Origin of the sequence: Sporosarcina thermotolerans (assembly GCF_030067815.1) — a bacterium.
Lineage (GTDB): Bacteria > Bacillota > Bacilli > Bacillales_A > Planococcaceae > Sporosarcina > Sporosarcina thermotolerans.
In genome coordinates, this window is record NZ_CP125968.1 from 1,675,358 (window position 1) to 1,701,450 (window position 26,093).

At 39.5% G+C, this 26,093-nt stretch carries 28 protein-coding genes, 3 pseudogenes and 1 riboswitch; of the genes and pseudogenes, 27 read left to right on the forward strand and 4 right to left on the reverse strand.

All coding sequences use genetic code 11. From position 1 onward, the window contains the following. The first annotated feature begins 353 nt into the window (after positions 1 to 353). The 6 genes from QNH10_RS09525 to QNH10_RS09550 all read left to right on the forward strand — a co-directional run bounded on the left by QNH10_RS09525 (position 354) and on the right by QNH10_RS09550 (position 4,976). The gene (locus QNH10_RS09525) at positions 354 to 653 is read left to right on the forward strand and encodes a hypothetical protein (RefSeq protein ID WP_283734408.1); all 300 of its coding nucleotides are present in this window, start codon (positions 354 to 356) and stop codon (positions 651 to 653) included. 202 nt (positions 654 to 855) lie between these two features. Continuing rightward, positions 856 to 1,170 (forward strand): hypothetical protein, encoded by a 315-nt coding sequence (locus tag QNH10_RS09530; protein WP_283734409.1) that lies wholly within the window; start codon positions 856 to 858, stop codon positions 1,168 to 1,170. Positions 1,171 to 1,417: 247 nt separating this feature from the next. After that, positions 1,418 to 1,594 (forward strand): hypothetical protein, encoded by a 177-nt coding sequence (locus tag QNH10_RS09535; protein WP_283734410.1) that lies wholly within the window; start codon positions 1,418 to 1,420, stop codon positions 1,592 to 1,594. A 145-nt stretch (positions 1,595 to 1,739) separates the two neighbouring features. Further along, the gene (locus QNH10_RS09540; RefSeq protein ID WP_283734411.1) at positions 1,740 to 2,489 is read left to right on the forward strand and encodes an alpha/beta fold hydrolase; all 750 of its coding nucleotides are present in this window, start codon (positions 1,740 to 1,742) and stop codon (positions 2,487 to 2,489) included. Between the two features lie 828 nt (positions 2,490 to 3,317). Continuing rightward, on the forward strand, positions 3,318 to 3,881 hold the full coding sequence (locus QNH10_RS09545; protein ID WP_283734412.1) for a copper resistance CopC family protein: 564 nt from the start codon (positions 3,318 to 3,320) through the stop codon (positions 3,879 to 3,881). A gap of 3 nt (positions 3,882 to 3,884) precedes the next feature. Beyond that, the gene (locus tag QNH10_RS09550) at positions 3,885 to 4,976 is read left to right on the forward strand and encodes a copper resistance D family protein (RefSeq protein ID WP_283734413.1); all 1,092 of its coding nucleotides are present in this window, start codon (positions 3,885 to 3,887) and stop codon (positions 4,974 to 4,976) included. A gap of 39 nt (positions 4,977 to 5,015) precedes the next feature. Here QNH10_RS09550 and QNH10_RS09555 read toward each other — a convergent pair whose 3' ends face one another. After that, positions 5,016 to 5,702 (reverse strand): MBL fold metallo-hydrolase, encoded by a 687-nt coding sequence (locus tag QNH10_RS09555; RefSeq protein ID WP_283734414.1) that lies wholly within the window; start codon positions 5,700 to 5,702, stop codon positions 5,016 to 5,018. A 384-nt stretch (positions 5,703 to 6,086) separates the two neighbouring features. Here QNH10_RS09555 and QNH10_RS09560 point away from each other — a divergent pair, with 384 nt between their 5' ends. The 3 genes from QNH10_RS09560 (at position 6,087) to QNH10_RS09570 (ending at position 7,309) form a co-directional block, all read left to right on the forward strand. Continuing rightward, positions 6,087 to 6,251, forward strand: a complete 165-nt coding sequence (locus tag QNH10_RS09560) for a hypothetical protein (protein ID WP_283734415.1) — start codon at positions 6,087 to 6,089, stop codon at positions 6,249 to 6,251. A 385-nt stretch (positions 6,252 to 6,636) separates the two neighbouring features. Further along, the gene (locus QNH10_RS09565; protein WP_283734416.1) at positions 6,637 to 6,975 is read left to right on the forward strand and encodes a PepSY domain-containing protein; all 339 of its coding nucleotides are present in this window, start codon (positions 6,637 to 6,639) and stop codon (positions 6,973 to 6,975) included. A gap of 130 nt (positions 6,976 to 7,105) precedes the next feature. Then, complete coding sequence (locus tag QNH10_RS09570) at positions 7,106 to 7,309, forward strand: hypothetical protein (protein WP_283734417.1); 204 nt, start codon at positions 7,106 to 7,108, stop codon at positions 7,307 to 7,309. On the opposite strand, the gene QNH10_RS09575 is transcribed toward QNH10_RS09570, so the two are convergent. Next, positions 7,297 to 8,058, reverse strand: a complete 762-nt coding sequence (locus QNH10_RS09575) for a glycosyltransferase (protein ID WP_283734418.1) — start codon at positions 8,056 to 8,058, stop codon at positions 7,297 to 7,299. The genes QNH10_RS09570 and QNH10_RS09575 overlap by 13 nt on opposite strands. 542 nt (positions 8,059 to 8,600) lie before the next feature. Here QNH10_RS09575 and QNH10_RS09580 point away from each other — a divergent pair. The 6 genes and pseudogenes from QNH10_RS09580 to QNH10_RS09605 all read left to right on the forward strand — a co-directional run bounded on the left by QNH10_RS09580 (position 8,601) and on the right by QNH10_RS09605 (position 12,589). Continuing rightward, on the forward strand, positions 8,601 to 9,350 hold the full coding sequence (locus QNH10_RS09580; RefSeq protein ID WP_283734419.1) for a hypothetical protein: 750 nt from the start codon (positions 8,601 to 8,603) through the stop codon (positions 9,348 to 9,350). 169 nt (positions 9,351 to 9,519) lie between these two features. After that, on the forward strand, positions 9,520 to 9,987 hold the full coding sequence (locus QNH10_RS09585) for a hypothetical protein (RefSeq protein WP_283734420.1): 468 nt from the start codon (positions 9,520 to 9,522) through the stop codon (positions 9,985 to 9,987). Between the two features lie 101 nt (positions 9,988 to 10,088). Continuing rightward, on the forward strand, positions 10,089 to 10,274 hold the full coding sequence (locus QNH10_RS09590) for a hypothetical protein (protein WP_283734421.1): 186 nt from the start codon (positions 10,089 to 10,091) through the stop codon (positions 10,272 to 10,274). A 263-nt stretch (positions 10,275 to 10,537) separates the two neighbouring features. After that, the gene (locus QNH10_RS09595; RefSeq protein ID WP_283734422.1) at positions 10,538 to 10,777 is read left to right on the forward strand and encodes a hypothetical protein; all 240 of its coding nucleotides are present in this window, start codon (positions 10,538 to 10,540) and stop codon (positions 10,775 to 10,777) included. A gap of 367 nt (positions 10,778 to 11,144) precedes the next feature. Next, positions 11,145 to 11,543, forward strand: coding sequence for an NUDIX hydrolase (locus QNH10_RS09600; protein WP_283734423.1), 399 nt, complete (start codon positions 11,145 to 11,147; stop codon positions 11,541 to 11,543). Between the two features lie 99 nt (positions 11,544 to 11,642). Further along, a pseudogene (locus QNH10_RS09605) lies at positions 11,643 to 12,589 on the forward strand (5'-3' exonuclease). Here QNH10_RS09605 and QNH10_RS09610 read toward each other — a convergent pair. Together QNH10_RS09610 and QNH10_RS09615 are read right to left on the reverse strand one after the other, a co-directional pair. Next, positions 12,586 to 13,104: a cysteine peptidase family C39 domain-containing protein gene (locus QNH10_RS09610; protein ID WP_283734424.1), complete on the reverse strand. Its 519-nt coding sequence runs from the start codon at positions 13,102 to 13,104 to the stop codon at positions 12,586 to 12,588. The pseudogene QNH10_RS09605 and the gene QNH10_RS09610 overlap by 4 nt on opposite strands. A 143-nt stretch (positions 13,105 to 13,247) precedes the next feature. Then, positions 13,248 to 13,565 (reverse strand): thioredoxin family protein, encoded by a 318-nt coding sequence (locus QNH10_RS09615; protein ID WP_283734425.1) that lies wholly within the window; start codon positions 13,563 to 13,565, stop codon positions 13,248 to 13,250. A 256-nt stretch (positions 13,566 to 13,821) separates the two neighbouring features. On the opposite strand from QNH10_RS09615, the gene QNH10_RS09620 reads away from it, so the two are divergent. The 12 genes and pseudogenes from QNH10_RS09620 (at position 13,822) to sufC (ending at position 26,075) form a co-directional block, all read left to right on the forward strand. After that, complete coding sequence (locus QNH10_RS09620; RefSeq protein WP_283734426.1) at positions 13,822 to 16,206, forward strand: 3-hydroxyacyl-CoA dehydrogenase/enoyl-CoA hydratase family protein; 2,385 nt, start codon at positions 13,822 to 13,824, stop codon at positions 16,204 to 16,206. Positions 16,207 to 16,249: 43 nt separating this feature from the next. Then, the gene (locus tag QNH10_RS09625; protein ID WP_283734427.1) at positions 16,250 to 17,425 is read left to right on the forward strand and encodes an acetyl-CoA C-acetyltransferase; all 1,176 of its coding nucleotides are present in this window, start codon (positions 16,250 to 16,252) and stop codon (positions 17,423 to 17,425) included. Between the two features lie 36 nt (positions 17,426 to 17,461). Continuing rightward, positions 17,462 to 19,250, forward strand: a pseudogene (locus QNH10_RS09630) (acyl-CoA dehydrogenase family protein). Positions 19,251 to 19,324: 74 nt separating this feature from the next. Next, on the forward strand, positions 19,325 to 19,687 hold the full coding sequence (locus QNH10_RS09635) for an arsenate reductase family protein (RefSeq protein ID WP_283734428.1): 363 nt from the start codon (positions 19,325 to 19,327) through the stop codon (positions 19,685 to 19,687). An 84-nt stretch (positions 19,688 to 19,771) separates the two neighbouring features. Continuing rightward, positions 19,772 to 20,155 carry a glycine cleavage system protein GcvH gene (gcvH, locus tag QNH10_RS09640; RefSeq protein WP_283734429.1) on the forward strand — a complete coding sequence of 128 codons (384 nt, stop codon included), beginning with the start codon at positions 19,772 to 19,774 and terminating at the stop codon, positions 20,153 to 20,155. Between the two features lie 87 nt (positions 20,156 to 20,242). Beyond that, positions 20,243 to 20,584, forward strand: a complete 342-nt coding sequence (locus tag QNH10_RS09645) for a toprim domain-containing protein (protein ID WP_283734430.1) — start codon at positions 20,243 to 20,245, stop codon at positions 20,582 to 20,584. Positions 20,585 to 20,603: 19 nt separating this feature from the next. After that, entirely contained in the window at positions 20,604 to 20,903 is a 300-nt protein-coding gene (locus QNH10_RS09650; RefSeq protein ID WP_283734606.1) for a thioredoxin family protein, read from the forward strand. Between the two features lie 55 nt (positions 20,904 to 20,958). Continuing rightward, positions 20,959 to 21,063: riboswitch (SAM riboswitch) on the forward strand. Positions 21,064 to 21,159: 96 nt separating this feature from the next. Further along, complete coding sequence (locus QNH10_RS09655) at positions 21,160 to 22,173, forward strand: methionine ABC transporter ATP-binding protein (protein ID WP_283734431.1); 1,014 nt, start codon at positions 21,160 to 21,162, stop codon at positions 22,171 to 22,173. After that, on the forward strand, positions 22,166 to 22,834 hold the full coding sequence (locus QNH10_RS09660) for a methionine ABC transporter permease (protein ID WP_283734432.1): 669 nt from the start codon (positions 22,166 to 22,168) through the stop codon (positions 22,832 to 22,834). Before QNH10_RS09655 ends, QNH10_RS09660 begins: the two co-directional genes overlap by 8 nt. Positions 22,835 to 22,889: 55 nt before the next feature. Next, positions 22,890 to 23,705: a MetQ/NlpA family ABC transporter substrate-binding protein gene (locus QNH10_RS09665; RefSeq protein WP_283734433.1), complete on the forward strand. Its 816-nt coding sequence runs from the start codon at positions 22,890 to 22,892 to the stop codon at positions 23,703 to 23,705. 146 nt (positions 23,706 to 23,851) lie between these two features. Beyond that, a pseudogene (locus QNH10_RS09670) lies at positions 23,852 to 25,038 on the forward strand (dicarboxylate/amino acid:cation symporter). 257 nt (positions 25,039 to 25,295) lie between these two features. Next, positions 25,296 to 26,075: a Fe-S cluster assembly ATPase SufC gene (gene sufC, locus QNH10_RS09675; protein ID WP_381427775.1), complete on the forward strand. Its 780-nt coding sequence runs from the start codon at positions 25,296 to 25,298 to the stop codon at positions 26,073 to 26,075. Positions 26,076 to 26,093 lie beyond the last annotated feature (18 nt).

A 26,093-nucleotide genomic window follows, 5' to 3' on the forward strand; every position in this document is an offset into this window, starting at 1 on the left:
TTCTTCTTTGAAAATTTGAATGGGATGTCCTCAGTGATACGCCGTAGTAACCTTTTTACTAGGATACACAATCGAAAACCTCTTAACATCCTCCATCGTAACTCCAAAGTCTCCCGTTAATAATCTTAGCTCCAGTAGCAAGATGTCAACGACTTTTTTAAAACAATTTACTACTAAAATAGAAGGCGATATTCTAATTGATATCTTTAATCGATGGAATGATAAATTCAAAGATAAGTGAGGCATCCTAACGATTGAAAAAGGTTATTAGAATAAATCAGTAACTTATTTTGCCTTAATCGGTCTAATGGTATGAGGAGGGATATCGTGAGAGTACAAGACTATTTTTTAGTTTGGTTATTTTTATAATATTAACTGCTTTTGTATGTTCTAATTCATCAGGTACAGGTGAATTAGATGTTCATAGTACTGGAAATCCTGATGCGAAAGAGATTTTAACATTAGACCCTGAAGCCGATATATTTCAGTTCGAGGGTGTGATTTATAAGACTGGAATTGATTGGGTTGAAGAACTAACTTTAACAAAAGGCGAGCAAGTAGGGAAATCAAAAAAAGAAGTGATACAGATACAAACTTTGAAAATGAAATGTCGAATAAGCTACCTGTTGGTGCAAAGATTTTTTCAACAATAGAAAAAGAAGGTCCTATTTTACTCGTGGAATCAGAAGGGGAAATCTTGAAATACTATGCAATTGTAGAGGGTTAATGAACTTTCCTATTTTCCAAAACGGGCGCAATTGTTGTTTATTGAACTAACGGGGCAGTTTAGTTGAAGAATGGTGTTTAACATGAATTCATATTGGCGGAGTGCTTTCAAAAGGAAGGAATGAGGATATGAAGGTAAAGGTTAATAATTCCTTGGTGATTATCGGTGCAATCATCAGTCTTATATTTGCAACTATTTTAGGGATTTACGGTCAAGATATATCTTATTATTTGAATAACCGTTACCCAACCATTGAATTAAAAACAGTTATTACGATTGTAACTTTCCTTAGTATTGCATTGTATATAGTTACACCTGTTTTAGTATTAAAAATCCTTAAACTTAAAGGGGTATATCTTCTTGCGTGCATTACTGTATTTACCTTAATAGGGCTGCCAATCTCTTTGTTTTCATTTTTTGTTTGGGCGATGTGGATGGGTTAATTTTTTTATATTTACGGGGCACAAAGCGTCCTTGCTCTTATTAAACTAACGAGGCAGGTTAGTTGAATAAGAAGGTTTTTTTAAGATTCTGTTGAATAATTTAATATATGTAAAATGTTGTGTGGAAGGGGTGATTTTCTAATATTCTGGGTTGGCACTTTTATTGAACTAACGAAGCGGGTTAATGGAATAAGAGATGTTAAATTGAATATGTAATATTTAAGTTTTTTAAAAAGGGGTGTTCAAGGTGAAGAAATACCAAAAGCGTTCTGTTTATATTTCAATTGTAGCACTTGCTTTCTTCTTAGTATTAACTTTAATCACACACCAATGGGGATTCTTTTTATGGAGTTTATTACCTGTTTTCATGGTTTTGATGACTACGTTTTCCACCAAGATAGACAATAAAAATAATGTAAATTAAAGAAATCTTCTTAAGCTAACGGGTGCTTTACTTAGAGAAGAAGTAAAGTATTTTTCCTTATTGAACTAAAGGGGCAGTTTAGTTGAAGAAGGGGTTCTTTTTATCTAAGTAGAGTTCTTAAAGCAGATAACAAAGGGTGATATTGGTGGTTGAAAAATACATTACAGTTGATAATGGAAGGATATGGACTGAAAAAAGAGGGAAAGGCAGTCTTCCAGTCATTTTAATAAGTGGGGGACCTGGATCTAGTAATTATTTAGAACCATTGTCTTTTCTTATTGATGATATTTGTGAGGTTATAATGTTTGATCCTAAAGGTTGTGGTCGTTCCGATTACGATGGAAACGGGTATGATTTAGAATCTTGTCTTGAAGATATGGAAAGAATTCGTAAAGAGTACGGGTTTAAAAAGTGGGTGGTAATTGGTCACTCTTGGGGAGCTGATTTAGGTTTAGCTTACTCATTGGTATTTCCTCAGTCTATTTTAGGATATGTATCCATATCGGGAACTGGAGTACAAAATGATAGGGACTGGAAGGATGTCTATAATCGAAAAAAAGAAGAAATTGGTGAATTGAAACCAGATTTTGAGTATGAGGCTAATGTGATGGTTCATCGTTCGCTGATTAATTCTTGGAGAGCATTCATTAAAAAACCACTGTTACTAAAGGATATCTCACAACTTCAAATACCCTCATTGTTTATTTATGCAGAAAATGATATTCGTCCTTCTTGGTCAATTAGGCAGATTTCCAGACTTATTAGTAATTCTAGATATATCGAAATTAAAGGGGCTGAACACTATATTTGGCTTAGTAAAAAGAATGAACTAGGTGAAGTTCTCAGAGCTTTTATTAAAACATTTGTTAAATTTACTTCCAGATATGACAGTTGATGATGTTTTGAAACGTTTTAGTGACTTTTGCTTATTCAACTAACGAGGTGCTTTAGTTCAAAAAGGATATTAAAATATTACGCTGAAAAACGCTCAGATTGAGCGTTTTTACTTTTAAATAGATTTTTTTTCAGTCTTGAAATATACCTCCCCGTCAACCGAACCCGTTACTATTACACCTGTGCCATGAATGCCGAATTACTTTTTCCTCCATAGCAATTAGCTGTATTATTACTTTTTTGAAATCTCTTCAGCTTTCTTTTGTATTAATCCATCTATTTCTTCTAACACGATCTTTGTACAAAAAACTATAAGCCCACTAGTAGAATTAGTCCTGAATAAATCGGGAACAAATCCCATCCTTCTGGACCTAGGAAATACTGAAAAATAATTTGTAAAACCACGAGACTAAGAAAGATGAAGCCAACCATTGTTCCGATTGCAGCTTTCAATAAAACCCCTCCTAATGCTGAAATTACAATTACGTTCTTCGTTTATGCAACAAATTGCTGCGTCTTCCTCGAATCAATTTTAGCGCAAAATCTCTATCTCTTCTCTAAATTTTCATGTATTTCAGAATTACTTTCGAGGTAGTGATTCTTTTCAAGAGAACAATAGAATGGATGAACATTGAATGGAATAGAAGATAATTGTTTAGACTTAGTTGAACGAAATTGACTAGTCGTATAGTTCGGATGAGTTTTTTAATGTTCATTGTTTATACATATATATAATATAGCCCTACTAACTTCATCACAAACTCACTTAATTATTGTAAGATAATAGTTGGAATTTAGTAATGCTATTAACAATTTAGGAGGAGTTATTTTGAAGCATATTCTTACTGCAGCAACAGCACTTTTACTAGCAATGACTATTTCTCCTAGTGCGTTTGCTCATTCTCATTTAAGTGGAACGAATCCAGCAGATGGTGAAGTTGTCACGGAGCCATTACAGGAAATTGTACTGGAGTTTGACGGTGAAATTGAACAAGGCAGTTTTATAGATGTAACAACGACGAGTGGGGAAGCAATTGAAGTACAAGATATTATTATAGGCGAGGGGACGTTGACAGCTACTGTTGCTGAGCCATTCCCAAATGACGATTATCAAGTGAACTGGAGTATTATTAGTGTAGACGGGCATCCATTAGAAGGCGAATTTTCATTCAAAGTGAATGCGCCTGTTTCTGGAACTGTGGAAGAAGAAGTAACTGAAGAACCGGCTGAAACAACTGAATCAGCTGAAGAAACGACAGAAGAGCAAGAAAGTGGAGCTGCAGCGGACGAAGTCGAGGAAAAAGAATCACCCTCTATGACTGTTATTCTACTTGTTCTTTTGGTTGTCATTGTAGCAGGTGGTTTCTTCTTGCTTACGAAAAGAAAGAAATAATAAATGGAAATCGTAGTGATGATTAGTCAGACATTATTATATGTATGCTTTGCGGTATTAGCAGGAAGTTTTATACTCCTGCTCGTCCCAAGCAAATATCGTCCTGAGCTAAAGATTTCAAAACGGCTGTTACTTGTTAGTGCTGCGACGCTACCTGTTTTTGCGTTTATTCCTGTGCTTGATATTACGTTATTTATCGCTCCAAGGCTTGGTTTCGTTGAAGCGTTAAAAATTGTGTTAACAACTTATACAGTTGGCACTGCCTGGGATTTTACCCTTCTTGGATCCATTATTCTAGTCCTAGTAATCGTTTTTGCAAGATCTACTGAAACGAGCAGCTTAACAATATTAGGAGCCATACTGACATTTGGATTGATGGTAACGATTGCTTGGTCAAGTCATGTAAGTACAATTCGTCCTGCTGTCGGAATTACGAGCCACTTTATCCATCTGGCGGCTGTCAGCATTTGGGTCGGGATATTACTTATTGTCGGTTGGTGCTCCGCCAATCATAAAAACTGGCTTGCTTATCTAAGCTGGTTTTCCATTGTCGCTTTTGGCTGTTTATTCGCGACGGGCTTTAGTGGTTTGCTCTTGATGGATACAATGGTGGATGGGTACACTGATTCGTGGATGGTTAATTATGGACAGGGATTATTCATCAAGCATTTGTTTCTGCTGCCAGTTGTTTTTTATGCATTGGTGAATGGGTTCATTGTGAAATATAAGATTACAAAAGATGCTGCATTTAACCCGATTCCGTGGATTCGTGTAGAAGGTATTATCTTGTTTGTAATTTTTGTGATTACAGCTATTTTTTCACTTCAAGCACCTCCTCACGGCAATTATTTGACGGCGGATGCTGTGTCGCCGTTATTTCGTCTGTTTCATGATGGAGTCATCACTGCCAAGAGCACGATTGGCTTTGTTGTGAATGTAAATACAGTAAGTTTATTTTTCATCTCCATATTATTTTTCGGATTAATGCTCCTATCGTTTTTCAAAAGAGCATCGATCATTGTATCTTTTGTTTTTAGCTGTCTATTTGTAATGAGCGTCTATCTTATGTTCATGGTGACTGTTGTGATACGTTAAAAAAAGTGATCAAAGTTGATCACTTTTTTGTGGTTTCACTCATATCCACCAAGTTTCCCCGATAAGTAATTTCTTTAATTGAGTAGTATCCAATTGTAACCTCTTCCACTCCGCATCCAATCTTTCCATTGCTTCCGGGCCGGTGTCATCCGCCAAATAATAAGCGCCATAATGCAAGGGAATGAATGTCTGTCCATTCAACTCCAAGAAGGCATGTACAGCGTCTTCCGGGGTAATATGGCTCTCTTTCATGAACCACTCCGGCTCATAGGCGCCGATCGACATGAGCACTGTTTGGATGTTGAACTTTTCGGCAATCTCTTTGAATCCACGGAAATAGCCTGTGTCCCCGACGAAATAGATGGAGTGATCATAATGCCCATGGGAGATGAAAACGACGTCGATTTCAGGCAGATCTTGTAATGCGATTCCTGGTGCTGTCAGTCGTTTCTGAAAGCCCAAACGGTTCGCCCAGACTGGATCCGTCAACATATTGAGGCCGTTCATCTGTATTAAAAATGTAGCGTGCCCGATCCATGTGATGGACATATCCTTCCGATTGCTGTTTAGTTTTTCAATTTCCTTGTAGGGCGCTTGCTCGATTTGGAGGCTTAGATCCTTTACTATTTTCTTCGCCCAGCGTTCCTTCTGCCAACGCCAAAAGTCCGCGAATGACTTCGTCGTTTTCACGTGATCTAAATTTTCAAAACGGTGCTTCGGTGACATGATGACTCCTCCAACTGTCAAGTTGCAATTAGTTTACCATGTGAAACTTAAATACCTATCCTAACAACACTTAAGGTGTCCAAAAAGGTTTACCATGTTACATATGTGCTGGTCTGTTTTAGGTACTACATCACTCATTCAATACAGTTTTATATAATGAAAATGATGAAAAAATATTTGCTGTACCTATCGAAATTACGCAGACTTGAAAAACTTGCAAATTCCAAAAAGTGATCATCGACTTGAACACTTTTTTGTTGTTATTTAAGATTTCTGATTAATGAAACTTATTCTGCGTGAAGAACGTATAGATGTTAGTGCTGTTTTTACAACGAACGGAAGTTAGTGCGGGTAGAATCATTCGGAATGGGAGTGGTTTCGGTTATGGAAGAAAACTGGAATAACAAGGGGAAGGTTAACGAAAATAAATTAATGATGAGAGAAGCAGGTTTTGTAGCATTAGTAATCATACTTTTTCTTCAATATTTTAAACTAGCTGCTTACTTGTCAAATGAATACTTTTTTACTTTTTTAATAGTCATTTTATGAGCTATCTTGTCTTGTTTTTAGGTATTCCTTTATCATACTTTGGTGCGAAATACTTAGTTCGAATAATAAAGAAAGTAATATAAGTAAAGCAGAAAGTATATCTATTCACAAGAGTTGTTTAAACTGACGGTCTTTACTGATAGTTTCTTAACTGCTGGTAGTATACTTTTTTGGGATTGTTGGGCTCCTAAGAAGGCACAATGTGCTTATTGAACTAACGCAGCAGTTTAGTTGAATAAGCAGTTATTAATTAAAGGGGGCTTAGCTAAATGCTTACGGTTAAAAGTTTCGAGTCAGGGGACAGTTAGTATCTTCTGGTGGTATTGAAGTCCAAAGGGATGTTGTGTTAGGGAAGTTCTATGACTAAAAAGGAGAGAGCTATTTCATGAAAAAGAATATCTTGATATATGCTTTACTAATATTACTATTGTCAGTGGTGACTTTTACATTTTTTTATGAAAAACCCATTCTGACAACGTATGAAGCAACAAAAAGAGCTGAAGAAATCCTTAAAAATCCACCAGAAGGTTGGGAAAAGGCAAATCTAGATGTAGGATTGAAAGTTACTCCAGAAAATATTATCGCTAACTTAATTAAACGTGAAGGTCGTTTTTTTAATAGATATAAATGGGAAATCACGGTTATATATAATGGAAAAGAACCTACCGTAGTTATAGATGCTTACAGCGGGAAATTCATTGAAATTTACGGTCCATTAAGTTAAGAGATTATATAAATTAGAAGATAGGTCTTATTCAACTAACGGAGCAGGTTAGTTCAATAAGAAGATTTGATGAGAAAATGAAATATGTGCAAAAATACAACTTAAAACTACTGGATTAAGGAGGAAAGGAATGACAAAAGATAAAAAACGAGATAAAAAAATACACCGAATAGCAGACGAAGAACGATATAAAAATGGACACAATAAAAAACAGACAACTATATTTGTCGTCTGTTTTATTATCTGCTTTTTGTTTGCGTTATCTTGCCTTCAAGCAGAGAATTATTATCTGGAATATAAGCAATTGAGTTTACTTCATTATCATCTTGCTTGATCTTCATAATAGGCTTCATTAGCTGCCTTGTGATTATTGCCCTTGAGATAAGCTAAAATCATATCAGGTCGTTTAAGTAAAACCCAGTCCCCATAATGGTCAAATCGTCTGCACGAAGTAATCATTCCATTCTTAATCGTTCCATATTTTTTACCATTTTTCTTACCCCATTGTTTTAATCGCTTTGCAAAATCAGCATCTTCTGCCATTAGCATATTCTCGTTAAAACCTTTAATTGCCTGAAAATCTTTTTTATAGCACCAAAAAATTCCTACAGAGATAAAACCATACTTGAACAGTAAGGGAACAATTAGTAGCATGGTAGAAACCACTATACCTATGGATATTCTTTCGAGATTTCCATTCACGCCTCCCCCAATGTATTGATTGGATGCTAAATGCTTTTCAACCACAGATAACAAATGTTCTGTCATTCGAGTATCAGCATCAATTGTAATCAGGATTTCACCTTTTCCTAGTGCGGCCCCTGCATTTCTAATTTTGGATAAATTCTTATCGTAATTTTCCAATGTCACGCAATTGTATGACTTTGCAATTTCCTCTGTTTTATCCGTACAACGATTTAGCACAACAATCACTTCAACTTGATTTTTATATGGTTGTGCGGCCTTTGCAATTGATTCTAGGCATTCCCCTAAGTACTTTTCTTCATTGTGAGCAGGTATTATAACGGAAAATTTCACATCCCTAACAGGAACATCTTTTATAAATCGTTTGCTTTCGGACATATAAAATCCCTCTTTCTTGTAAATTGGTCCTTATAAACTCAGTGTATCATATGCATATTATTCTGAATTCTATATTTTATGTCTATTTTGTAACGATATATTCAAAGTGCATCTGACTTCATCACATCCAGAATTCCTTTTAATCTTACCGATTTGCGCTATTGGGGTACTATTGCTGTGGAGAATCTTTCCAAAGTAAAATTAGAAAATACTTCTTTTTTTAAAATTAAATTGAACAACTTTTTAATTTGGGTTACTATCCCTATCGGTTTTATATTCTCGCATCTCTTTATATAAGAAGATTGGGGAAAAGAAAAAGAATTTAGTTGTTTTCTTATTAAACTAACGGGTAGCTTTACTTGAAGATCGTTGAGCTTTGACCGCACCTTTGTCTTATTCAACTAACGGAGCAGTTTAGTTGAATAAGGAAATATTACAAGGTCTATTATTCGATTGAATATGCAGAAGGGGAAGCTGGAAACGGTACTTTTACAAGCCACACGAATGGATAATGGAATTTTTTTAAACTGGGAGGGTTGTCCATGAAATATAGATATACGATTATCTTACTTTCTATATTGATCATCAGTGGATGTTCTAATAACGGATCTGATAATAATCTAAAACAAGAAAATGAAGAATTAAAGGTAGAAAATGAAGAATTACAGCAAGAAATAGCAAGATTATCGGAAGTTAACGAGGAATTAGAATTAGATTTGAAGATAGCTGGGTTAGAAGGATCTAGGAAGGTTGATCAATTAACTAATAAAATAACTTCATTACAATTCGATAATGAAAGGCAAAAAGAATTAATTAATCGTTATCAGAGGGTATTAAAATTTCCCGTTTCGAATACTCGTACCATCTCTGATACAGCAAACATCTTTTCACCCGATCAAGTAAAAGTTAATAACCAAATCGCTGGTTTAATCGTATCAGATATAAAAACGGAGGCAATTAATGACGCGATAGCTTATTTTATTAAATTCACGGGTGAATTTGAAGTTAAAGGCACCATAATTCGTCAGGGTAATGATTATTCCTTTATGGTCAATGAGAATTTGGAGTCCATGCCACATACACTCTGGGAATTTGAAAGAGGAAGTATTTTCTTTGATATTAACAATGGTGAAGAGTTAAGAAAAGCATTAGGTGACCAATTAGATACGTTACCTGAGGATGGTCAACTAGAGATAGTTGGAGTCTTCAAAAACTATTACTATAACGAAATTCCTGATTCGGACTCTCTCCCAAGTTACGCTGAATTTGTAAGATTGATATCAGAGAATTAATCTTTGATTTGTAGGGCTGTCTTTTTCAACTAACGGGTAGCTTTACTTCAAGAAGGAGTAAAGCTTTTCTTCTTGAACTAACGGGGCAGGTTAGTTTAAGAGCGAGGTGTTTTTGGAGATGTGTCGAAATAGTTATTAATACAGCACAATTTTTTTGGGGGGTGTTAAGTTGAAGAAAATATGCATTTTATTAATATTTTCAATACTGATTTTAACAGCTTGTTCAGAGACTACGCACAACGATTATTTATTTAGTGGGGAAAGTAAGCATTGGGAAGCAGAATACACCTACAATGGAAAAGAAACATGGGGAGAAAAAGACGGGCAAAGGACTTACTCGAACGAACATGACTTTAGGTTTATATTAAAATACAAAGGTTCTTTAGAAGAGTTGTCTTCATTACAAAAACTTGAATACTACTACGAAACCAATAGTGGTCATGGGAGTGGCACAGAAGTGTTCACGGAACCCCCATTGTCAGGAATATTTTCGGCTTCAGGAAGTTGGATAGGCGGGGGAAAAGTACATGAAGATGCAGTTATCAAAGTACATGTAAATGGGATGACTTTGAAGAGTCATTTGAACTGCATAATAATAGTAAGTAATTTTATTGAACTAACGGTGCAGGTTAGTTGAAGAGGGTCCCAAGATTGTGAAACCGTTTTATTTGTCATTCGTATAATATAGGACCGATCATCAGCTAAGCAATTACCCAAGATTTATAAGGAGTGTCATTTATGAGGGAGTATGAGTCTTTTTTCTTTAATAGAACATTCAGGAATGAAAACATTGAATTTTTCTTAATTGGTGGGGTTAACAATCAGGAAAACTTTACTGACTATTGGGACGGAAGAGAGACTAAATTATTAGGGTATTTAACTATTTTTACAGACATGAGCTTGATAAAGAGCTTGAACAATTGAACTTAATTCATTTAATAGAAGGAGTAAGTCAAGACAACGAGAGAATTATTAAACATACAAAAAAAATCATTTCTCATATGACAATTTCAAATAAATATTTAGATATCGAGAATGTAAAAGTATATAATACTCAAGTTCATGCGAATGGAACTAGTGCTCCTTATAATGATCTTATTAAGAGTATTATTCAAAATGACGTTCCTTACAATTTTGTAGAAAAACTCAAGTTTCCGCGTAAGCTTAATGAATAGGAGGAAGAAAAAATGAAGAAAATTATTGGGATATTCATTGTTGTACTGATTTCAATAGGGGTAGCTGATGTGTTACAAGGAGTTATTTTAACACTAATGTATACACCGAACCCTAACTCACAAGGTACACAAGAAATGGCGACCTATCTGCAATACATAATTTCAGCTATAACGGTAACCTTAGCCCTTTGGAGTATTCACAAGGTGAAAAGTTTAGTGAAAAACCCTAGTTCATCAGTTAAAGTATCATGAAGTTTTATGCATTTAAGCAATTAAAGAGAGTGTAAAATAGAGGACCATCTTAAACTAACGGGTGCTTTACTTGAAGATTATTAAGCTGTTTAGAAGGATATTTTTTCTTGTTAAACTAAAATTATATTAGGTGGAAACCATGAAAACTAAAACTTTACCGATTGTAATAATCCTTATTGCCTTAGTCGTTGGTGCTCTAGGCTACTTCCTATTTATGAAAGTATTTATTCCAAATATGATGTAATGATTATCCTAAGTAACGGGTGCTTTACTTGAAGAACATTGAGCAGCTTAAACTACACTTTTTTCTTATTCAACTAACGCGGTAGGTTAGTTGAATAAAGTTTTCAGATGGGGGAGTATAAGAATGAAAAGCTGGTCAGGATCAGCTGGTATTTGTATCAATGAACACAAGGAAATACTAATGGTCAAAAGTTTCGAGTCAGAGGGATGGGCAATACCTTCTGGTGGTATTGAAGAAGGCGAGAGTCCAGAGGAATGTTGCGTTCGAGAAGTTAAAGAAGAAACAGGATATGACGTGAAAGTCATCGAACAATTAAGAGTTAAAGAAACAACCATTAAAGATATAAAGGTAAAGACATATTATTTTAGGGTGGAAAAGATCGGTGAAAGCAGTGGAATTAATGATCCTGATGAAATTATTGTCGAAGCTGATTGGAAGTCATTATCAGAAATAAAAACTATTCACCACGTCTATCCTGAGGATTTAGAGTTTTTAGTAGAACAATTGAAGAGTTTTGTTTAACTGGTATTCAACTATTACTATGGAAATACTTCTCATTCAACAAATCCAAGAGTATCTGTTCATTCCACACATGAATTTTGATATGATTAGATTATTGGAATGCACGTGGATATAAGAGATAACGAGAGGGAGGACAAAATATTGGACAATAAGCCACATATATTGCTCATCGATGGCATGGCCGTTTTATTCAGATCGTTCTTCGCGACTTCCGCAATGGGACATTTCTTCCCGAACGCGGATGGTGTTCCGACGAATGGCGTGCAAGGATTTGGACGTCATGCATTGACGGCCGCTTCTATTTTCAACCCAACGCATATTGCGGTTTGTTGGGATATGAGTGCACATACATTTAGAAATGACTTATTCGATGGGTATAAAGCGAACCGTCCTGAACCGGCGCCGGAACTTCTGCCACAGTTCGATATGACGCGTGATTTATCCGAATTGATTGGTTGGAAGAATTATGGAATAAAAGGGATGGAAGCGGATGATCTGATCGGTTCGCTTGTTTGCGAGTGGGAAGGGAAGGCGGATATCACTATCGTTACAGGTGATAAGGATCTGCTACAACTGCTCCGGCCTGGTGTGAAGATTGCATTCATGAAAAAGGCTATAATGTTTATGATATTTATGATGAACAGCGTTTTATCGAAGAATATGAAATTCCTCCACATCGCTTCGTCGAGATAAAAGCATTTACAGGGGATGCGAGTGATGGGTATCCGGGCGTAAAAGGCATCGGTCCTAAAACAGCCTTAAAGCTGATCAAAGAGTACGAGACTGTCGAAAAAGTCGTTGAATCCTTACATGAACTCGCACCAGGTATGAGGAAAAAGATTGAAGCCGATCTCGAAATGCTTCACCTTTCGAAAAAATTAGCCCAAATCCATTGCGAATTAGACTTCGAGGATCCGATAGAAGCACTGAATTTGCCTGATTTCTCTTCTTCTGAATTAAGAGAGGAGTTGGAACAACATGGCTATTCAATGATCCTTCGACAACTGAATTCACTTTTTCCTGAACAAACAAAAACCACTGTCTAAGCGACAGTGGTTTTCTCTATTTTTACAAACGAAAGAATGTCTTTATGCGATTCATAGGCAATCTCACGAACCCGACTATCCCGATTCCGCCCACCATTATCATGGACAATCAGCATGATGCCATTTGCAGTTTCCTTAAAACCGATGACAGGCACCCAGTGATAATCGAAAACAAATTTGCCGAACCAATGGAATGAAAACCATTTATCGAATTTGGCTGCGACTGGGCGACCTTCGTCAATTTCTTTCTTGAGCCCCTCGATACCACAATCTACAACAATCCACTCAGGACCAAGCAACTTGCGCAACCGTCTAACGAACCGCCATTTGAACAGTCCAATTTTCGTCCCGCCAAGTAAGCGATAGAGATGATCGATACTGTCATTTGTCGTTTCGTTTTTATGGTAGCGAAGAATCGTATATGCTGTTACAGGGCCACAAGCAGAAGGGCGAAAACGTACATCAATGTCATTGTCGTATTGGGATTTTCCTTGAAATCCTTTAATAGAACTCATTTGCTGCACTCCAGACTCGGCGTTGTCCAGCTACAGGCGTTAGAAGCTCGGGTCATAAGTCAAAGCTGCTATGTGGCAAAAAACGCCACTCCGCATCTTCGCCTTATGCCTGTCGCATCTGATCAAGCGCCTTCCGCATTTCTTTATTCTACAGTCTCAAGAAAATCCGTTACTTGATCTGGAGTTTTCGCGTTTGCACTATGCAAATGAGCTTTCTTCTCGCCATTTTCGAAAATCAATAAGCTTGGAATTCCCATTACATCATATTTCTCCGCGATTTCAGGCAATTCATCACGATTCACGTCATACCATGTATACATATCGTATTCCTTAACAATCGGGTCAATGAACATGTCCATACGCGTGCAGTCAGGACACCAGCCAGCCTGGAATTTGATAAGTGCTTTGCCTTCTCCGTTAATAACTTCGTTGAATTGCTCTACAGTCTTAATTGATTTCAATTTAATTGCACTCCTTTTGCTGCTATATTTTTAGCGTGTAGTTCGTAATTCCACATATTTAGTTTACAATTATATCGTGACTTTAGGGTAATTAAATGCCCGGGACAGATTATTAACTATAAAAAAACCATTTTCGCAACATTTTAATATTGCAGAAACGACTGGAATGTTTTAGACTAATAGATAGAGAGGTTCTATTTTTTTTACCTATAAAATGAATGAGTGTTCATTCAAGACGAAAAGGGAGGCTTCTAAAGTGTCATATCAAATTAAGAAAGCGGCAGTATTAGGCTCAGGCGTAATGGGATCTGGTATTGCAGCCCATCTCGCGAATATCGGAATTCCTGTACTTCTGTTGGATATCGTTCCAAACAAATTGACTGAGCAGGAAGAAGCAAAAGGTCTTACGTTGAATGATAAGTCGGTGCGTAATAAATTCGCAATGACTGCAATGGAAAAGCTTTTGAAACAGAAGCCAGCTCCATTAACAACGAAAAAGAACCTAACGCTCATTGAAGCAGGCAACTTTGAAGATGACTTGGAAAGATTAAAAGACGTTGACTGGATCATCGAAGTTGTCGTTGAAAATCTTGAAATCAAAAAAGCGTTATATGAAAAAATAGATGCGGTCCGTACACCGGGCACAATTATTACTTCGAACACTTCAGGAATCAGCATCGAAGCAATGGCGGAAGGCCGTTCCGAGGATTTCCAAAAGCACTTCCTTGGTACACATTTCTTTAACCCACCGCGTTATTTGAAATTGCTTGAAGTGATTCCAACGAAAAAGACGGATGCGGAAGTACTGAACTTCATGCTTCAATTCGGTGAAAATCGATTAGGCAAGGGAGTTGTTGTAGCAAAAGACACTCCGAACTTCATTGCAAACAGAATCGGAACGTACGGTTTACTTGTCACACTACGTGAAATGGAGAAACGTGGCTACTCGATCGGTGAAGTCGACTCGGTAACAGGGACTCTGATCGGCCGTCCAAAATCAGCAACATTCCGTACACTTGATGTTGTCGGACTTGACACGTTCATGCATGTCGCTAAAAACGCATACGACAAGACGGAAGGCGAGGAACAAAAAGTATTCGAGCTTCCGGAATTCATGAAGAAAATGATCGATAACGGATGGCTTGGTGCGAAATCGAAGCAAGGATTCTACCTGAAGGAAAGCAAAGAGATTCTTGAACTCGATCCAAAGACTTTCGAATACAGTCCGACGAAAAAAATGAAAACGCCTTCAATTGAAATGGCGAAACAGCAAAAGGGACTTGCGAACAAAGTGAAGACGCTTGTCTATGCAAAAGACCGTACAGGGGAAATCCTTTGGAGCATCCTTTCACCGACACTCCGCTATTCAGCAGGTCTAATCGGTGAAATTGCAGATGATATCGTTGCGATCGACAATGCGATGAAATGGGGCTTCGGCTGGCAGCAAGGTCCGTTCGAGGTTTGGGATGCGATCGGCGTTGCAAAATCGGTTGAAAAGATGAAGGAAGAAGGGGATACAATCCCTGCATTCCTTCAAACCATGCTCGATAACGGTTTTGAATCTTTCTATAAAGAAGAAGAGGGAGAGCTTTATTTCTACGACGGTGACGGATATATGTCTGTGCCTGTCAATGAAAAAGCGATTGACTTGAAACGTTATAAGAAGAAGCACGGCGTCATTAAGAAAAATTCTGGCGCAAGTCTTATCGATCTTGGCGATGGAATTGCGCTGCTTGAGTTCCATTCCCAATCGAATGCAATCGGCCCGGATATCATCCAGATGATCAATTTTGCAATTGACGAAGTGGAGAAGAATTACAAAGGTCTCGTCATCGGGAATCAAGGTAAGAACTTCTGTGTAGGTGCAAACCTTGGCATGATTTTGATGGAAGCACAAGACGATAATATCTTTGAACTTGATTTCATTATCCGTTCCTTCCAAAATTCAATGATGAAAATCAAATATAGCCGTAAACCGGTTGTTGCTGCACTGTTCCAAATGACACTTGGCGGTGGTGCTGAAGTCTGCTTGCCTGCAGCCCATATTCAAGCGTCAATGGAAACGTATATCGGTTTGGTTGAAGCGGGCGTTGGTCTCATTCCTGGGGGTGGCGGAAACGTCAATCTTTATTCCAAGCATCTGAAAGGTTTGCCGAACGGTGTCCAAGTAGACTACCAGTTTGTTGCAAATAAAGTGTTTGAAACGATTGCGATGGCAAAAGTTTCAACATCCGCTGAAGAAGCGATAGAGAATAACTTCCTCGATTTCGCAGATGGCATCAGTGTCAATCCAGATCATCTAATCTATGACGCGAAACAAGCGGCACTTGCATTGTACGAAAGCGGCTACACACCGCCTAAAAAAGCAAAAATCCCAGTCACAGGTGATTCCGGTTATGCAACGATGCTCCTTGGAGCGGAAGGCATGTACCTATCCGGGTACATTAGCGACCATGACTTGAAAATAGCTAAAAAGCTTGCATTTGTTTTATCTGGCGGGAAAGTGCCTTTTGGAACACTTGTCGATGAACAATATATGTTGGATCTTGAACGTGAAGCGTTCTTAAGCCTTGTACAGGAACCGAAATCCCAACAGCGGATGCAGCATATGCTCCTTAAAGGGAAGCCATTGCGCAACTGATTTGCCACAGATTTAGATAGATAGCAAAAAAGGAGGAAGTCGAATGCGTGAAGCAGTAATTGTAGCAGGTGCGAGAACACCGGTCGGAAAAGCGGGACGCGGAAGCCTTGCGACCGTGCGCCCGGACGATTTAGGGGCACTCGCGATTAAAGAAACTTTGAAACGTGCAAATGGATATGATGGACCAATAGATGACTTAATAATGGGTTGTGCAATGCCCGAAGCGGAACAGGGAATGAACATCGCGCGTAATATCGGTGCCCTCGCTGGGTTGCCAGACACAACACCCGCTATTACGGTAAACCGCTTCTGTTCATCAGGCCTTCAATCAATCGCCTATGCAGCTGAGCGGGTCATGTTAGGACATTCCGAAGCAATCATTGCTGGTGGGGTCGAGTCAATGAGTATGGTTCCAATGATGGGGAACACGATTAGACCAAACTTCAAATTGGCCGAAACAGCACCGCAATATTACATGGGGATGGGTCATACAGCTGAACAAGTGGCGATGAAATACGGCGTAAGCCGCGAAGACCAAGACGCTTTCGCTGTACGCTCACATGAAAAAGCGGCAGCCGCAATTGCAGCAGGCAAATTCGTCGACGAAATCGTCCCTGTCGAAGTCGTAAAACGTTTTGTGAATGAAAAAGGAAAATACGAGGAAAAAACATTCACATTCGAAATGGACGAAGGCGTCCGCCACGGCACATCAATGGAAGTATTGGCGAAATTGCGCCCTGCTTTCTCAGTGAAAGGATCCGTAACTGCGGGCAACGCTTCCCAAACATCCGACGGCGCGGCAGCAGTCCTCGTCATGGACCGCGAAGTCGCTGAAGGAAAAGGCCTGAAGCCAATCGCCAAATTCCGTTCATTCGCAGTAGGCGGCGTACCACCTGAAGTAATGGGAATCGGCCCAATCGAAGCCGTTCCAAAAGCATTAAAGCTTGCGGGACTATCAATCGACGACATCGACCTTTGGGAATTAAACGAAGCATTCGCATCCCAATCCCTACAAGTCATACGTCACTTAGGCCTCGACATAGATAAAGTAAACGTCAACGGCGGAGCCATCGCCCTCGGCCACCCATTAGGCGCAACAGGTTCAGTATTGACACTTCGTCTAATGAACGAACTAAAACGCCAAGGCAAACAATTCGGCGTCGTCACAATGTGTATCGGCGGCGGAATGGGAGCGGCGGGCGTATTTGAAATGCTATAAGAATAGGAATTTTATTTTATCAAAGGAGGAATTTCAATGACTGAATTACAAACAAAAGATTTTATCCGTGGAGGAGCATTCCTCATCGAAGACATCGATGCATCACGCGTATTCACACCCGAGGACTTCTCCGACGAACAAAAAATGATTTCTAAAACAACAGAGGACTACGTCAAAAACGAAGTACTCCCTGTCGTCGAAAAGCTCGAAAACCATGAATTCGAACACTCTGTCAGACTACTAAAATCGGCTGGAGACCTTGGACTTCTTGGAGCAGACGTACCTGAAGAATACGACGGCTTAGGCCTCGACAAGATTTCTTCAGCCCTGATCTCTGAAAAGATGTCCGTAGCGGGCGGCTTCTCCATCACTCACGGTGCACACGTAGGAATCGGCACACTCCCGATCGTCCTATTCGGAAACGAAGAACAAAAGAAAAAGTACTTGCCGAACTCCGTCACAGGCGACAAAATCTCTGCTTACGCATTGACTGAGCCAGGATCCGGATCAGACGCACTTGGTGCGAAAACAACAGCAAAATTGAACGAAGCAGGTACTCACTACGTATTGAACGGCGAAAAACAATGGATCACGAACGCTGGATTCGCGGATGTATTCGTTGTCTATGCGAAAGTAGATGGCGACAAATTCACTGCCTTCATCGTTGAAAAAGAATTCCCTGGCGTTTCTGTCGGCGCAGAAGAGAAGAAGATGGGGATCAAATCATCCTCCACACGTACGTTGATCCTTCAAGATGCACAAGTTCCTGTTGAAAACTTACTTGGAGAAATCGGCAGAGGGCATATTATCGCATTCAACATTTTGAATATCGGCCGTTACAAATTGGGCGTAGGAACAGTCGGCGGTTCGAAACGTGCATTTGAATTGGCGGTTACGTATGCGAATCAGCGCCAACAGTTTAAAACACCGATCTCTTCATTCAACCTTACAAAAGAAAAGCTTTCGACAATGGCATCGAAAATCTATGCGGCTGAAAAGCTTGATTTACCGTACGGTCGGTTATTTCGAAGAGCGCAATAGCCAAATGACTGCTGAACAACAAAAAGACGGTAAAGCAGTTGCGGCATCGATCGCTGAATACGCTATCGAATGCTCCATCAACAAAGTTGTCGGTTCCGAAGTGCTTGACTATGTTGTGGACGAAGCGGTCCAATTGCATGGCGGTTACGGTTTTATGCAAGAATACGAAGTTGAGCGTGCTTACCGCGATTCCCGTATTAACCGCATCTTTGAAGGAACAAATGAAATCAACCGCATGATCGTCCCGGGAACTTTCTTGAAAAAAGCGATGAAAGGCGAATTGCCTTTACTTGAAAAAGCGCAAAGCCTACAAGAAGAACTTCTCATGATGATGCCTGAAGAAATTGGCGACGAAGCACTTGCACAAGAAAAGGTACTTGTGAAAAACGCGAAGAAGATCGGCTTACTTGCAGCTGGAATGGCAGCACAACGTTTCGGCACGAGCCTCGACAAAGAACAAGAAGTTCTTGTAAATATTGCTGACATCGCAAACAATGTCTTTGCAATGGAATCCGCACTATTGCGTACGGAAAAAGCAATTGCCAAAAACGGCGAAGAGAAGGAACAACAAAAAATCCTTTATACAGAAATTTTCTGCCAAGAGGCATTCGAAGCAATCGAAAAGGATGCAAAGGAAACTCTTCTTGCTTCCGTAGATGGGGATAACCAACGTATGATGCTGTCGGCGCTTCGTAAATTGACTCGTTCAAATCCTTACAATATCATCGCGAAGAAACGCGAAGCATCTGTCAAATTGATCGACGCTGAAAAATATATCGTATGATTCCAACCCACCCAGGGGTTTCATCCCTGGGTGGATTCTCTGTTATACTGGAGAAAATGTGGAGGTGTTACGATATGACAATAACTTATTACGGTTATCCGAAATGCGGGACTTGTAGAAAAGCAAAAAAGTGGTTGGAAACCAACGGATTGGAATTCGAAGATATTAATATTGCCGAGAATCCACCAACTGAAGAAGAGCTTCGAACTATGATCGGAAATTCAGACCTGGACATTAAAAAGTTTTTTAATGTCAGTGGGATGAAATATAGAGAATTGAATTTGAAGGACAAACTTTCCAACATGACAGATGATGAAAAAATTCAACTCTTATCCACAGATGGAATGCTCATTAAAAGACCGATTGTAACAGACGGTTCCAAAGTGACTGTAGGCTTTAATGAAGCACAGTTTGGGGATGTATGGAGTACGAAATAACTCACTTGTCTTTATCATTGAAATATGTGAGAATTGAGTAGAAAGAAACAACTAACGAAATGTATATTTATGGAGGGGTACGGGATGAGCACACCTAAAGATTTACGTTATTCCGAGGAACATGAATGGGTAAAAGATGAAAGCGGTAAATATCGTATCGGTATTACGCATTTTGCACAAGCTGAGCTTGGCGATATCGTTTTCGTTGAACTACCACAAGTTGGAGATGAAGTAAAAGCGGACGAACCATTCGGCAGCGTTGAATCCGTTAAAACTGTCTCTGAATTGTATGCTCCGATTAGCGGTAAAGTAGTTGAAGTGAACGAAGAATTAGAAGATAGCCCTGAATTGGTGAACGAATCTCCATATGAAGGCGCTTGGATGATCGTAGTCGAAGCTTCTAACGACTCAGAACTTGACGCGTTAATGTCAGCTGAAGACTATGAAAAAATGACTGATGGAGAGTAATTTCCCAAAGCGCTGGCCATACAGCGCTTTTTTTGATTCAATAATTTAAAGGGATGTGGATAAACTATTATAGAAGGCGGTGAGGAGATGGATTCAAATAAAGTCATAATAGTCGAAGGTGGATCAGACCGAAAAAGACTTCAACGAGTATTGGCAGAACCGATAGACATCATTTGCACAAATGGTACAGTCAGCCCCTATCGCATCGAAGAAATGCTCATGCCGTATGAAGACTGCGACCTATACATCTTTTTTGACGCTGACGAATCCGGAGAGAAAATCCGAACACTATTCAAAAGGGCATATCCTGAAGCAATCCATCTCTACACAGAACGTGTCTACCGCCAAGTCGAAACAACCCCTTACCGCACTCTCGCCGCGATTCTTATCGCTGAAAACTTTGAAGTGCATCCCGAATTCTTACTTTGAAGGTGAAAACATGTCAACTATCGAAAATTGGACAATCGAACAATGGGAAAAAAGTAAAAAAGAATCCTCTAAATCCGTGTTTTATCTATATACACCAATGTGTGGAACTTGCATGGTCGCTTCCATTATGGTCGAAGTCATATCCGCTATGAAACCGGACCTGCCAATTGGCAAAGCAGACTTGAACTTTATAGAAGACCTTGCCATTGATTACGAAATAGAAAGCGTACCTTGTCTATTGATTCAAGAGAATGGAAAAGTGACCCATAAAATCTACGCATTCCAATCCGTTCCCTATCTTCTTGAACAAATAGGTTGACCCTATTAGTCGTCCATGTTATAAATATATCTATTAACTTAACTGAATATCGTCGCTCTTATTAAGAGAGGTGGAGGGAAGTGCCCTATGAAGCCCGGCAACCGTCACGAAAGTGAAATGGTGCCAAGTCACGCAAAGCGTTTGCTTTGATAGATGAGAGATTGGATGAACGTTTACTTTTAATATAACGTTATGCCTTTCTGCTTGTCTGCAGAAAGGCTTTTATTTTTGGTTAAGATTATATAGAGGTGAAAACATGATTCATTTACAGGGTGTAAATAAACAATTCGGCAATGGCTCGAATGCTATTATCGCTGTTGATAAAGTGAATTTGGATATCGCGGAAGGTGAAATCTTCGGCATCATCGGGTATAGCGGAGCGGGAAAGAGTACTTTGATCCGACTTCTGAACGGACTCGAAAAGCCTTCCTCAGGAACGGTGAAGATTGCAGGTTATGAAATGTCTTCCGTAAATGCCCGGGAGCTAAGGAATGCAAGGAAGAAAATCAGCATGATCTTTCAGCACTTCAATTTACTTTGGTCTCGCACTGTCAAACAGAACATTTCCTTCCCACTTGAAATCGCGGGAATTAAAAAGGCTGAACGTGAAAGAAGAGTGAATGAGTTAATTGATTTGGTCGGTTTAAAGGGAAGAGAGAATGCCTACCCTTCCGAATTATCCGGTGGGCAAAAGCAACGAGTGGGCATTGCAAGAGCATTGGCAAATGACCCTGAAGTTCTTCTCTGCGACGAAGCTACTTCCGCACTTGATCCCGAAACGACAGATTCTATCCTTGATTTATTGACAAGCATCAATGAACGGCTTGGATTGACAATTGTATTAATCACACATGAAATGCATGTCATCCGGAAAATTTGCCATCGAGTAGCTGTCATGGAAGCAGGTAATGTCGTTGAAACTGGATCTGTTCTTGAAGTTTTCCAATCACCGAAGGAGCCAATTACAAAACGGTTTGTTTCCCAAGTGACCGAGCCTGTTGGTACTGAACAGGTACTCGCACATATACCGGGAGGCACGCTCATCAAACTTGCATTTGTCGGAGAGAAGACAGAGCATCCTGTGTTGGCAAGCTTGATTCGGAAATTCGACATTGACGTGAATATCGTACAAGGGAATATATCCCAGACTAAAGGCGGCGCTTATGGCACGCTTATTTTACAGCTTTTAGGTAATGAAAAGGATGTTGATATGGCGATTGCCTATCTCCATGAATTAGGTGTGCAGACAGAGGTGATCACCAATGAATGAAAATTTATTTCAACACGTTAACTGGGATAAAATGTGGGAGGCAACAGTTGAAACGTTATATATGACCGGAATCTCCACTTTATATACGTTCATATTCGGGCTCTTACTTGGCGTACTTCTATTCTTATCGAGCCCTGGCCAGCTTTGGAAAAATAAATTGGTGTATGGCATCACGGGAGCGTTCGTCAATATTTTCCGATCGATTCCTTTCATCATTTTGATCATTCTACTGATTCCATTCACAACACTTTTCGTTGGGACGATGCGCGGTCCGGAAGCGGCCATCCCGGCACTTGTTATCGGGGCTGCACCGTTTTATGCGCGAATGGTCATGATTGGCTTGCGTGAAATTGATAGGGGCGTTATCGAAGCTGCAAGATCGATGGGTGCAAAAACAAGCACGATTATCTTCAAAGTATTGCTTCCCGAATCGATGCCTGCCCTCATATCCGGAATTACGGTAACTGCGATTGCGCTTGTCGGATATACGGCGATGGCTGGAGTTATCGGCGCAGGCGGGCTCGGAAATCTCGCATATTACGAAGGGTTCCAGCGAAGCCGCACTGATGTGATGATTGTTGCAACAGTTATTATTTTGATTATCGTATTTATCATCCAAATAATTGGCGACTTCGCCGTGAAGAAATTGGACAAACGTTAATTTGCGGGCTTGGCCTGATAATTATAAAAAACATCTAAGAATGGAGAGAAGAATAATGAAAAAGATATTATCCGCATTATTATTAACGGTTCTCGTGCTCGCTCTGGCAGCATGCGGAGCGAAAGATAAAGAAAAGGTGAAGACGAAAATCGTCGTCGGCGCTTCCAATACACCACATGCCGTTATTTTGGAAAAAGTGAAGCCGTTATTAAAAGAAAAAGGCTTCGACTTGGAAATCGAAACATATCAGGAATATATATTGCCGAACAAGGACTTGGAATCGGGTCTATTGGATGCGAACTATTTCCAAACCATCCCTTACTTGGACAGTCAAATGGCTGATTTCGGCTACGACTTTGTCAATGCGGGAGAAATCCATATCGAACCGATGGGTGTTTATTCGAAGAAATATAAATCATTAGCTGAATTGCCGGACGGTGCGACGATCCTTATGAGCAACTCAGTTTCGGATCATGGTCGTGTGCTTGAAATGCTTGAGGAAAATGGCTTGATCACACTTGCTGAGGGTGTTGATAAAGTGAAAGCGGAACTTACAGATATTGTGGACAATCCGAAAAACCTACTGTTTGAGCCGGATTACGAAGCAGCATTACTTCCAACTCTTTACAATAATAATGAAGGCGATGCTGTTTTGATCAACTCTAACTATGCAATCGATGCGGGCTTGAACCCTCTTGAAGATTCAATTGCTATTGAAAAAACGGATTCACCCTACGTAAACGTCATTACGGTTCGTTCTGGTGATGAAAACAATCCTGCAATCAAAGCACTCGTCGAAGTGTTGACGTCCGAAGAAATCCAGGAGTTCATGTTGAAAGAATGGTCCGGCTCTGTCGTACCTGTAAAATAAATAACTAACAAAGACTGGCAAATCCCTATGGATGACTGCCAGTCTTTTTTTATTTTTTAATAAAAATACATTCCTATTCCTTCTCTATTATGTTAAAGTAGTTTTATTATTTTAGAACACAAATGTGTTTTTGAGGAGGACATTGGATGAATAGAAAAATAGGACTCATATGGCGAATCATTATAGCCATAGGGCTTGCAATAGGTTTGGGAATGTTGCTTCCAGCAATACACGAAGGTTTCGCTCATTGGTTTGTCCGTCTAGCGGCGACGTTTAATATGATTTTTGGAGGATTTCTTAACTTTGTTGTTCCATTGATTATTATTGCATTCATCGCTCCTGGTATCGCGAAACTTGGAAGTGGGTCAGGGAAGTTATTGGGATTAGCAACAGTATTTGCATATGCTTCCACAGTCTTTGCGGGAATTCTTGCGTTTTTTGCAGCAAAGACACTTCTGCCGAATTTCATTAACGGGTTTGGGGCAAAATCCGTTGAAAATGTTGGAAAGGCCCAGGCGATATCTTTCTTTGATCTGGAAATGACTCCAGTGATGGGGGTTATGTCAGCGTTGTTGTTAGCATTCGTATTTGGAATAGGAATGGCCTCCATCAACAGCAAATCGATGCTCTCATTCTTTGAAGAACTCCATGTATTAATTGAAAAAGTAATTTCGTTCGTCATCATTCCATTATTGCCGTTTCACATTTTCGGTATATTCCTCAATATGACATACAGTGGAGAAGTTGCGAAGGTTCTTTCCGTATTCTCAGTTGTTTTCATCATGATCATCGCCTTGCATTTGCTTATGTTGACTATTCAATATACAGTGGCGGGTTTCTTACAAAGAAAAATCCTTTCATGCTGATGAAAACAATGGCACCAGCCTATATGACGGCCATCGGAACGCAATCTTCTGCAGCTACGATTCCGGTCACATTAAGACAGGCGAAAAAGACAGGAGCGTCTGAACGCGTTACTGATTTCACGGTTCCACTATTTGCAACTATACATCTTTCTGGGAGTACGATCACACTAGTCTCATGTTCCATCGGTGTTATGCTCATGAATGGCATGGATATCAGCTTGTCCAGCTATTTCCCGTTCATCCTTATGCTTGGAGTCACGATGATTGCAGCACCAGGAGTTCCAGGGGGTGCCGTCATGGCCGCGGTCGGACTTCTTAGCACAATGCTTGGATTTGACGAGTCAATGGTAGCTTTAATGATTGCTTTGTATATGGCGCAAGATAGTTTCGGAACGGCTACAAACGTCACAGGTGACGGGGCATTGGCAATGATTGTAGACCGATTCACGCCAAAAACGGAAAAATGATAAATGAAATGCCGTCACCTTATGTGGCGGCATTTTCAATTAAGAGTGCGTATTTGATTCTCAATGAATTGGATATAATTGAAAATAGAAGATTCATTTTCTATTCAATAAGAACAGTAGGTAATAGGTTGAACCCCTATATAAATGATAATCGTTCTTAATTATTTGCAAGGTTGCCCTGAATGAGCTAAAATTAGAATGATACTAATTAGAGAATGGAAAAAACCGTTCATCTTTATCATATTGGAGGTATTGGAATGGCAACTTTGGAAATCAAAGACCTTCACGTAGAAATTGAAGGTAAGGAAATATTGAAAGGCGTCAATTTAACTATTAATACAGGTGAAATTCACGCGATTATGGGTCCTAACGGAACAGGTAAATCAACTCTCGCATCCGCAATCATGGGTCACCCTAAATACGAAGTCACTTCTGGATCTGTTACGCTTGACGGCGAAGATGTTCTTGAAATGGAAGTTGATGAGCGTGCGAAGGCAGGCCTTTTCCTTGCGATGCAATACCCAAGTGAAATCACAGGTGTAACAAACGCTGACTTCATGCGTTCAGCAGTCAATGCTCGACGTGAAGAGGGCGACGAAATCTCATTAATGAAATTCATCCGTGAATTGGACAACAAAATGGAAGTCCTTGAAATGGATCAAGATATGGCAACACGTTATTTGAACGAAGGGTTCTCAGGCGGAGAGAAGAAGCGTAATGAAATCCTTCAACTGATGATGTTGAAACCAAAATTTGCAGTACTTGATGAAATCGACTCCGGTCTTGATATCGATGCATTGAAAGTTGTTTCAAAGGGAATCAATGAAATGCGCGGTGAAGGCTTCGGTTGCCTAATCATCACTCACTACCAACGTCTTCTAAACTACATCACACCGGACTTTGTACATGTAATGATGCAAGGTAAAGTTGTTAAATCAGGCGGAGCTGAGCTTGCTAAACAACTTGAAGAGAGCGGTTATGACTGGATTAAAGAAGAACTTGGAATCGAAGACGAAACAGTTGGACAAGAAGCTTAAGAAAGGGGACGATTCAAA

What these genes read in the sequence shown, in the direction of transcription:
- QNH10_RS09655 (WP_283734431.1), top strand. Translation starts at nt 21,160, where the DNA reads ATGATTCATTTACAGGGTGTAAATAAACAATTCGGCAATGGCTCGAAT.
- gcvH (WP_283734429.1), top strand. Translation starts at nt 19,772, where the DNA reads ATGAGCACACCTAAAGATTTACGTTATTCCGAGGAACATGAATGGGTA.
- QNH10_RS09635 (WP_283734428.1), top strand. Translation starts at nt 19,325, where the DNA reads ATGACAATAACTTATTACGGTTATCCGAAATGCGGGACTTGTAGAAAA.
- QNH10_RS09665 (WP_283734433.1), top strand. Translation starts at nt 22,890, where the DNA reads ATGAAAAAGATATTATCCGCATTATTATTAACGGTTCTCGTGCTCGCT.
- QNH10_RS09660 (WP_283734432.1), top strand. Translation starts at nt 22,166, where the DNA reads ATGAATGAAAATTTATTTCAACACGTTAACTGGGATAAAATGTGGGAG.
- QNH10_RS09595 (WP_283734422.1), top strand. Translation starts at nt 10,538, where the DNA reads ATGAAGAAAATTATTGGGATATTCATTGTTGTACTGATTTCAATAGGG.
- sufC (WP_381427775.1), top strand. Translation starts at nt 25,296, where the DNA reads ATGGCAACTTTGGAAATCAAAGACCTTCACGTAGAAATTGAAGGTAAG.
- QNH10_RS09590 (WP_283734421.1), top strand. Translation starts at nt 10,089, where the DNA reads ATGAGGGAGTATGAGTCTTTTTTCTTTAATAGAACATTCAGGAATGAA.
- QNH10_RS09530 (WP_283734409.1), top strand. Translation starts at nt 856, where the DNA reads ATGAAGGTAAAGGTTAATAATTCCTTGGTGATTATCGGTGCAATCATC.
- QNH10_RS09555 (WP_283734414.1), bottom strand. Translation starts at nt 5,702, where the DNA reads ATGTCACCGAAGCACCGTTTTGAAAATTTAGATCACGTGAAAACGACG.
- QNH10_RS09560 (WP_283734415.1), top strand. Translation starts at nt 6,087, where the DNA reads ATGGAAGAAAACTGGAATAACAAGGGGAAGGTTAACGAAAATAAATTA.
- QNH10_RS09565 (WP_283734416.1), top strand. Translation starts at nt 6,637, where the DNA reads ATGAAAAAGAATATCTTGATATATGCTTTACTAATATTACTATTGTCA.
- QNH10_RS09580 (WP_283734419.1), top strand. Translation starts at nt 8,601, where the DNA reads ATGAAATATAGATATACGATTATCTTACTTTCTATATTGATCATCAGT.
- QNH10_RS09550 (WP_283734413.1), top strand. Translation starts at nt 3,885, where the DNA reads ATGGAAATCGTAGTGATGATTAGTCAGACATTATTATATGTATGCTTT.
- QNH10_RS09600 (WP_283734423.1), top strand. Translation starts at nt 11,145, where the DNA reads ATGAAAAGCTGGTCAGGATCAGCTGGTATTTGTATCAATGAACACAAG.
- QNH10_RS09610 (WP_283734424.1), bottom strand. Translation starts at nt 13,104, where the DNA reads ATGAGTTCTATTAAAGGATTTCAAGGAAAATCCCAATACGACAATGAC.
- QNH10_RS09575 (WP_283734418.1), bottom strand. Translation starts at nt 8,058, where the DNA reads ATGTCCGAAAGCAAACGATTTATAAAAGATGTTCCTGTTAGGGATGTG.
- QNH10_RS09570 (WP_283734417.1), top strand. Translation starts at nt 7,106, where the DNA reads ATGACAAAAGATAAAAAACGAGATAAAAAAATACACCGAATAGCAGAC.
- QNH10_RS09625 (WP_283734427.1), top strand. Translation starts at nt 16,250, where the DNA reads ATGCGTGAAGCAGTAATTGTAGCAGGTGCGAGAACACCGGTCGGAAAA.
- QNH10_RS09645 (WP_283734430.1), top strand. Translation starts at nt 20,243, where the DNA reads ATGGATTCAAATAAAGTCATAATAGTCGAAGGTGGATCAGACCGAAAA.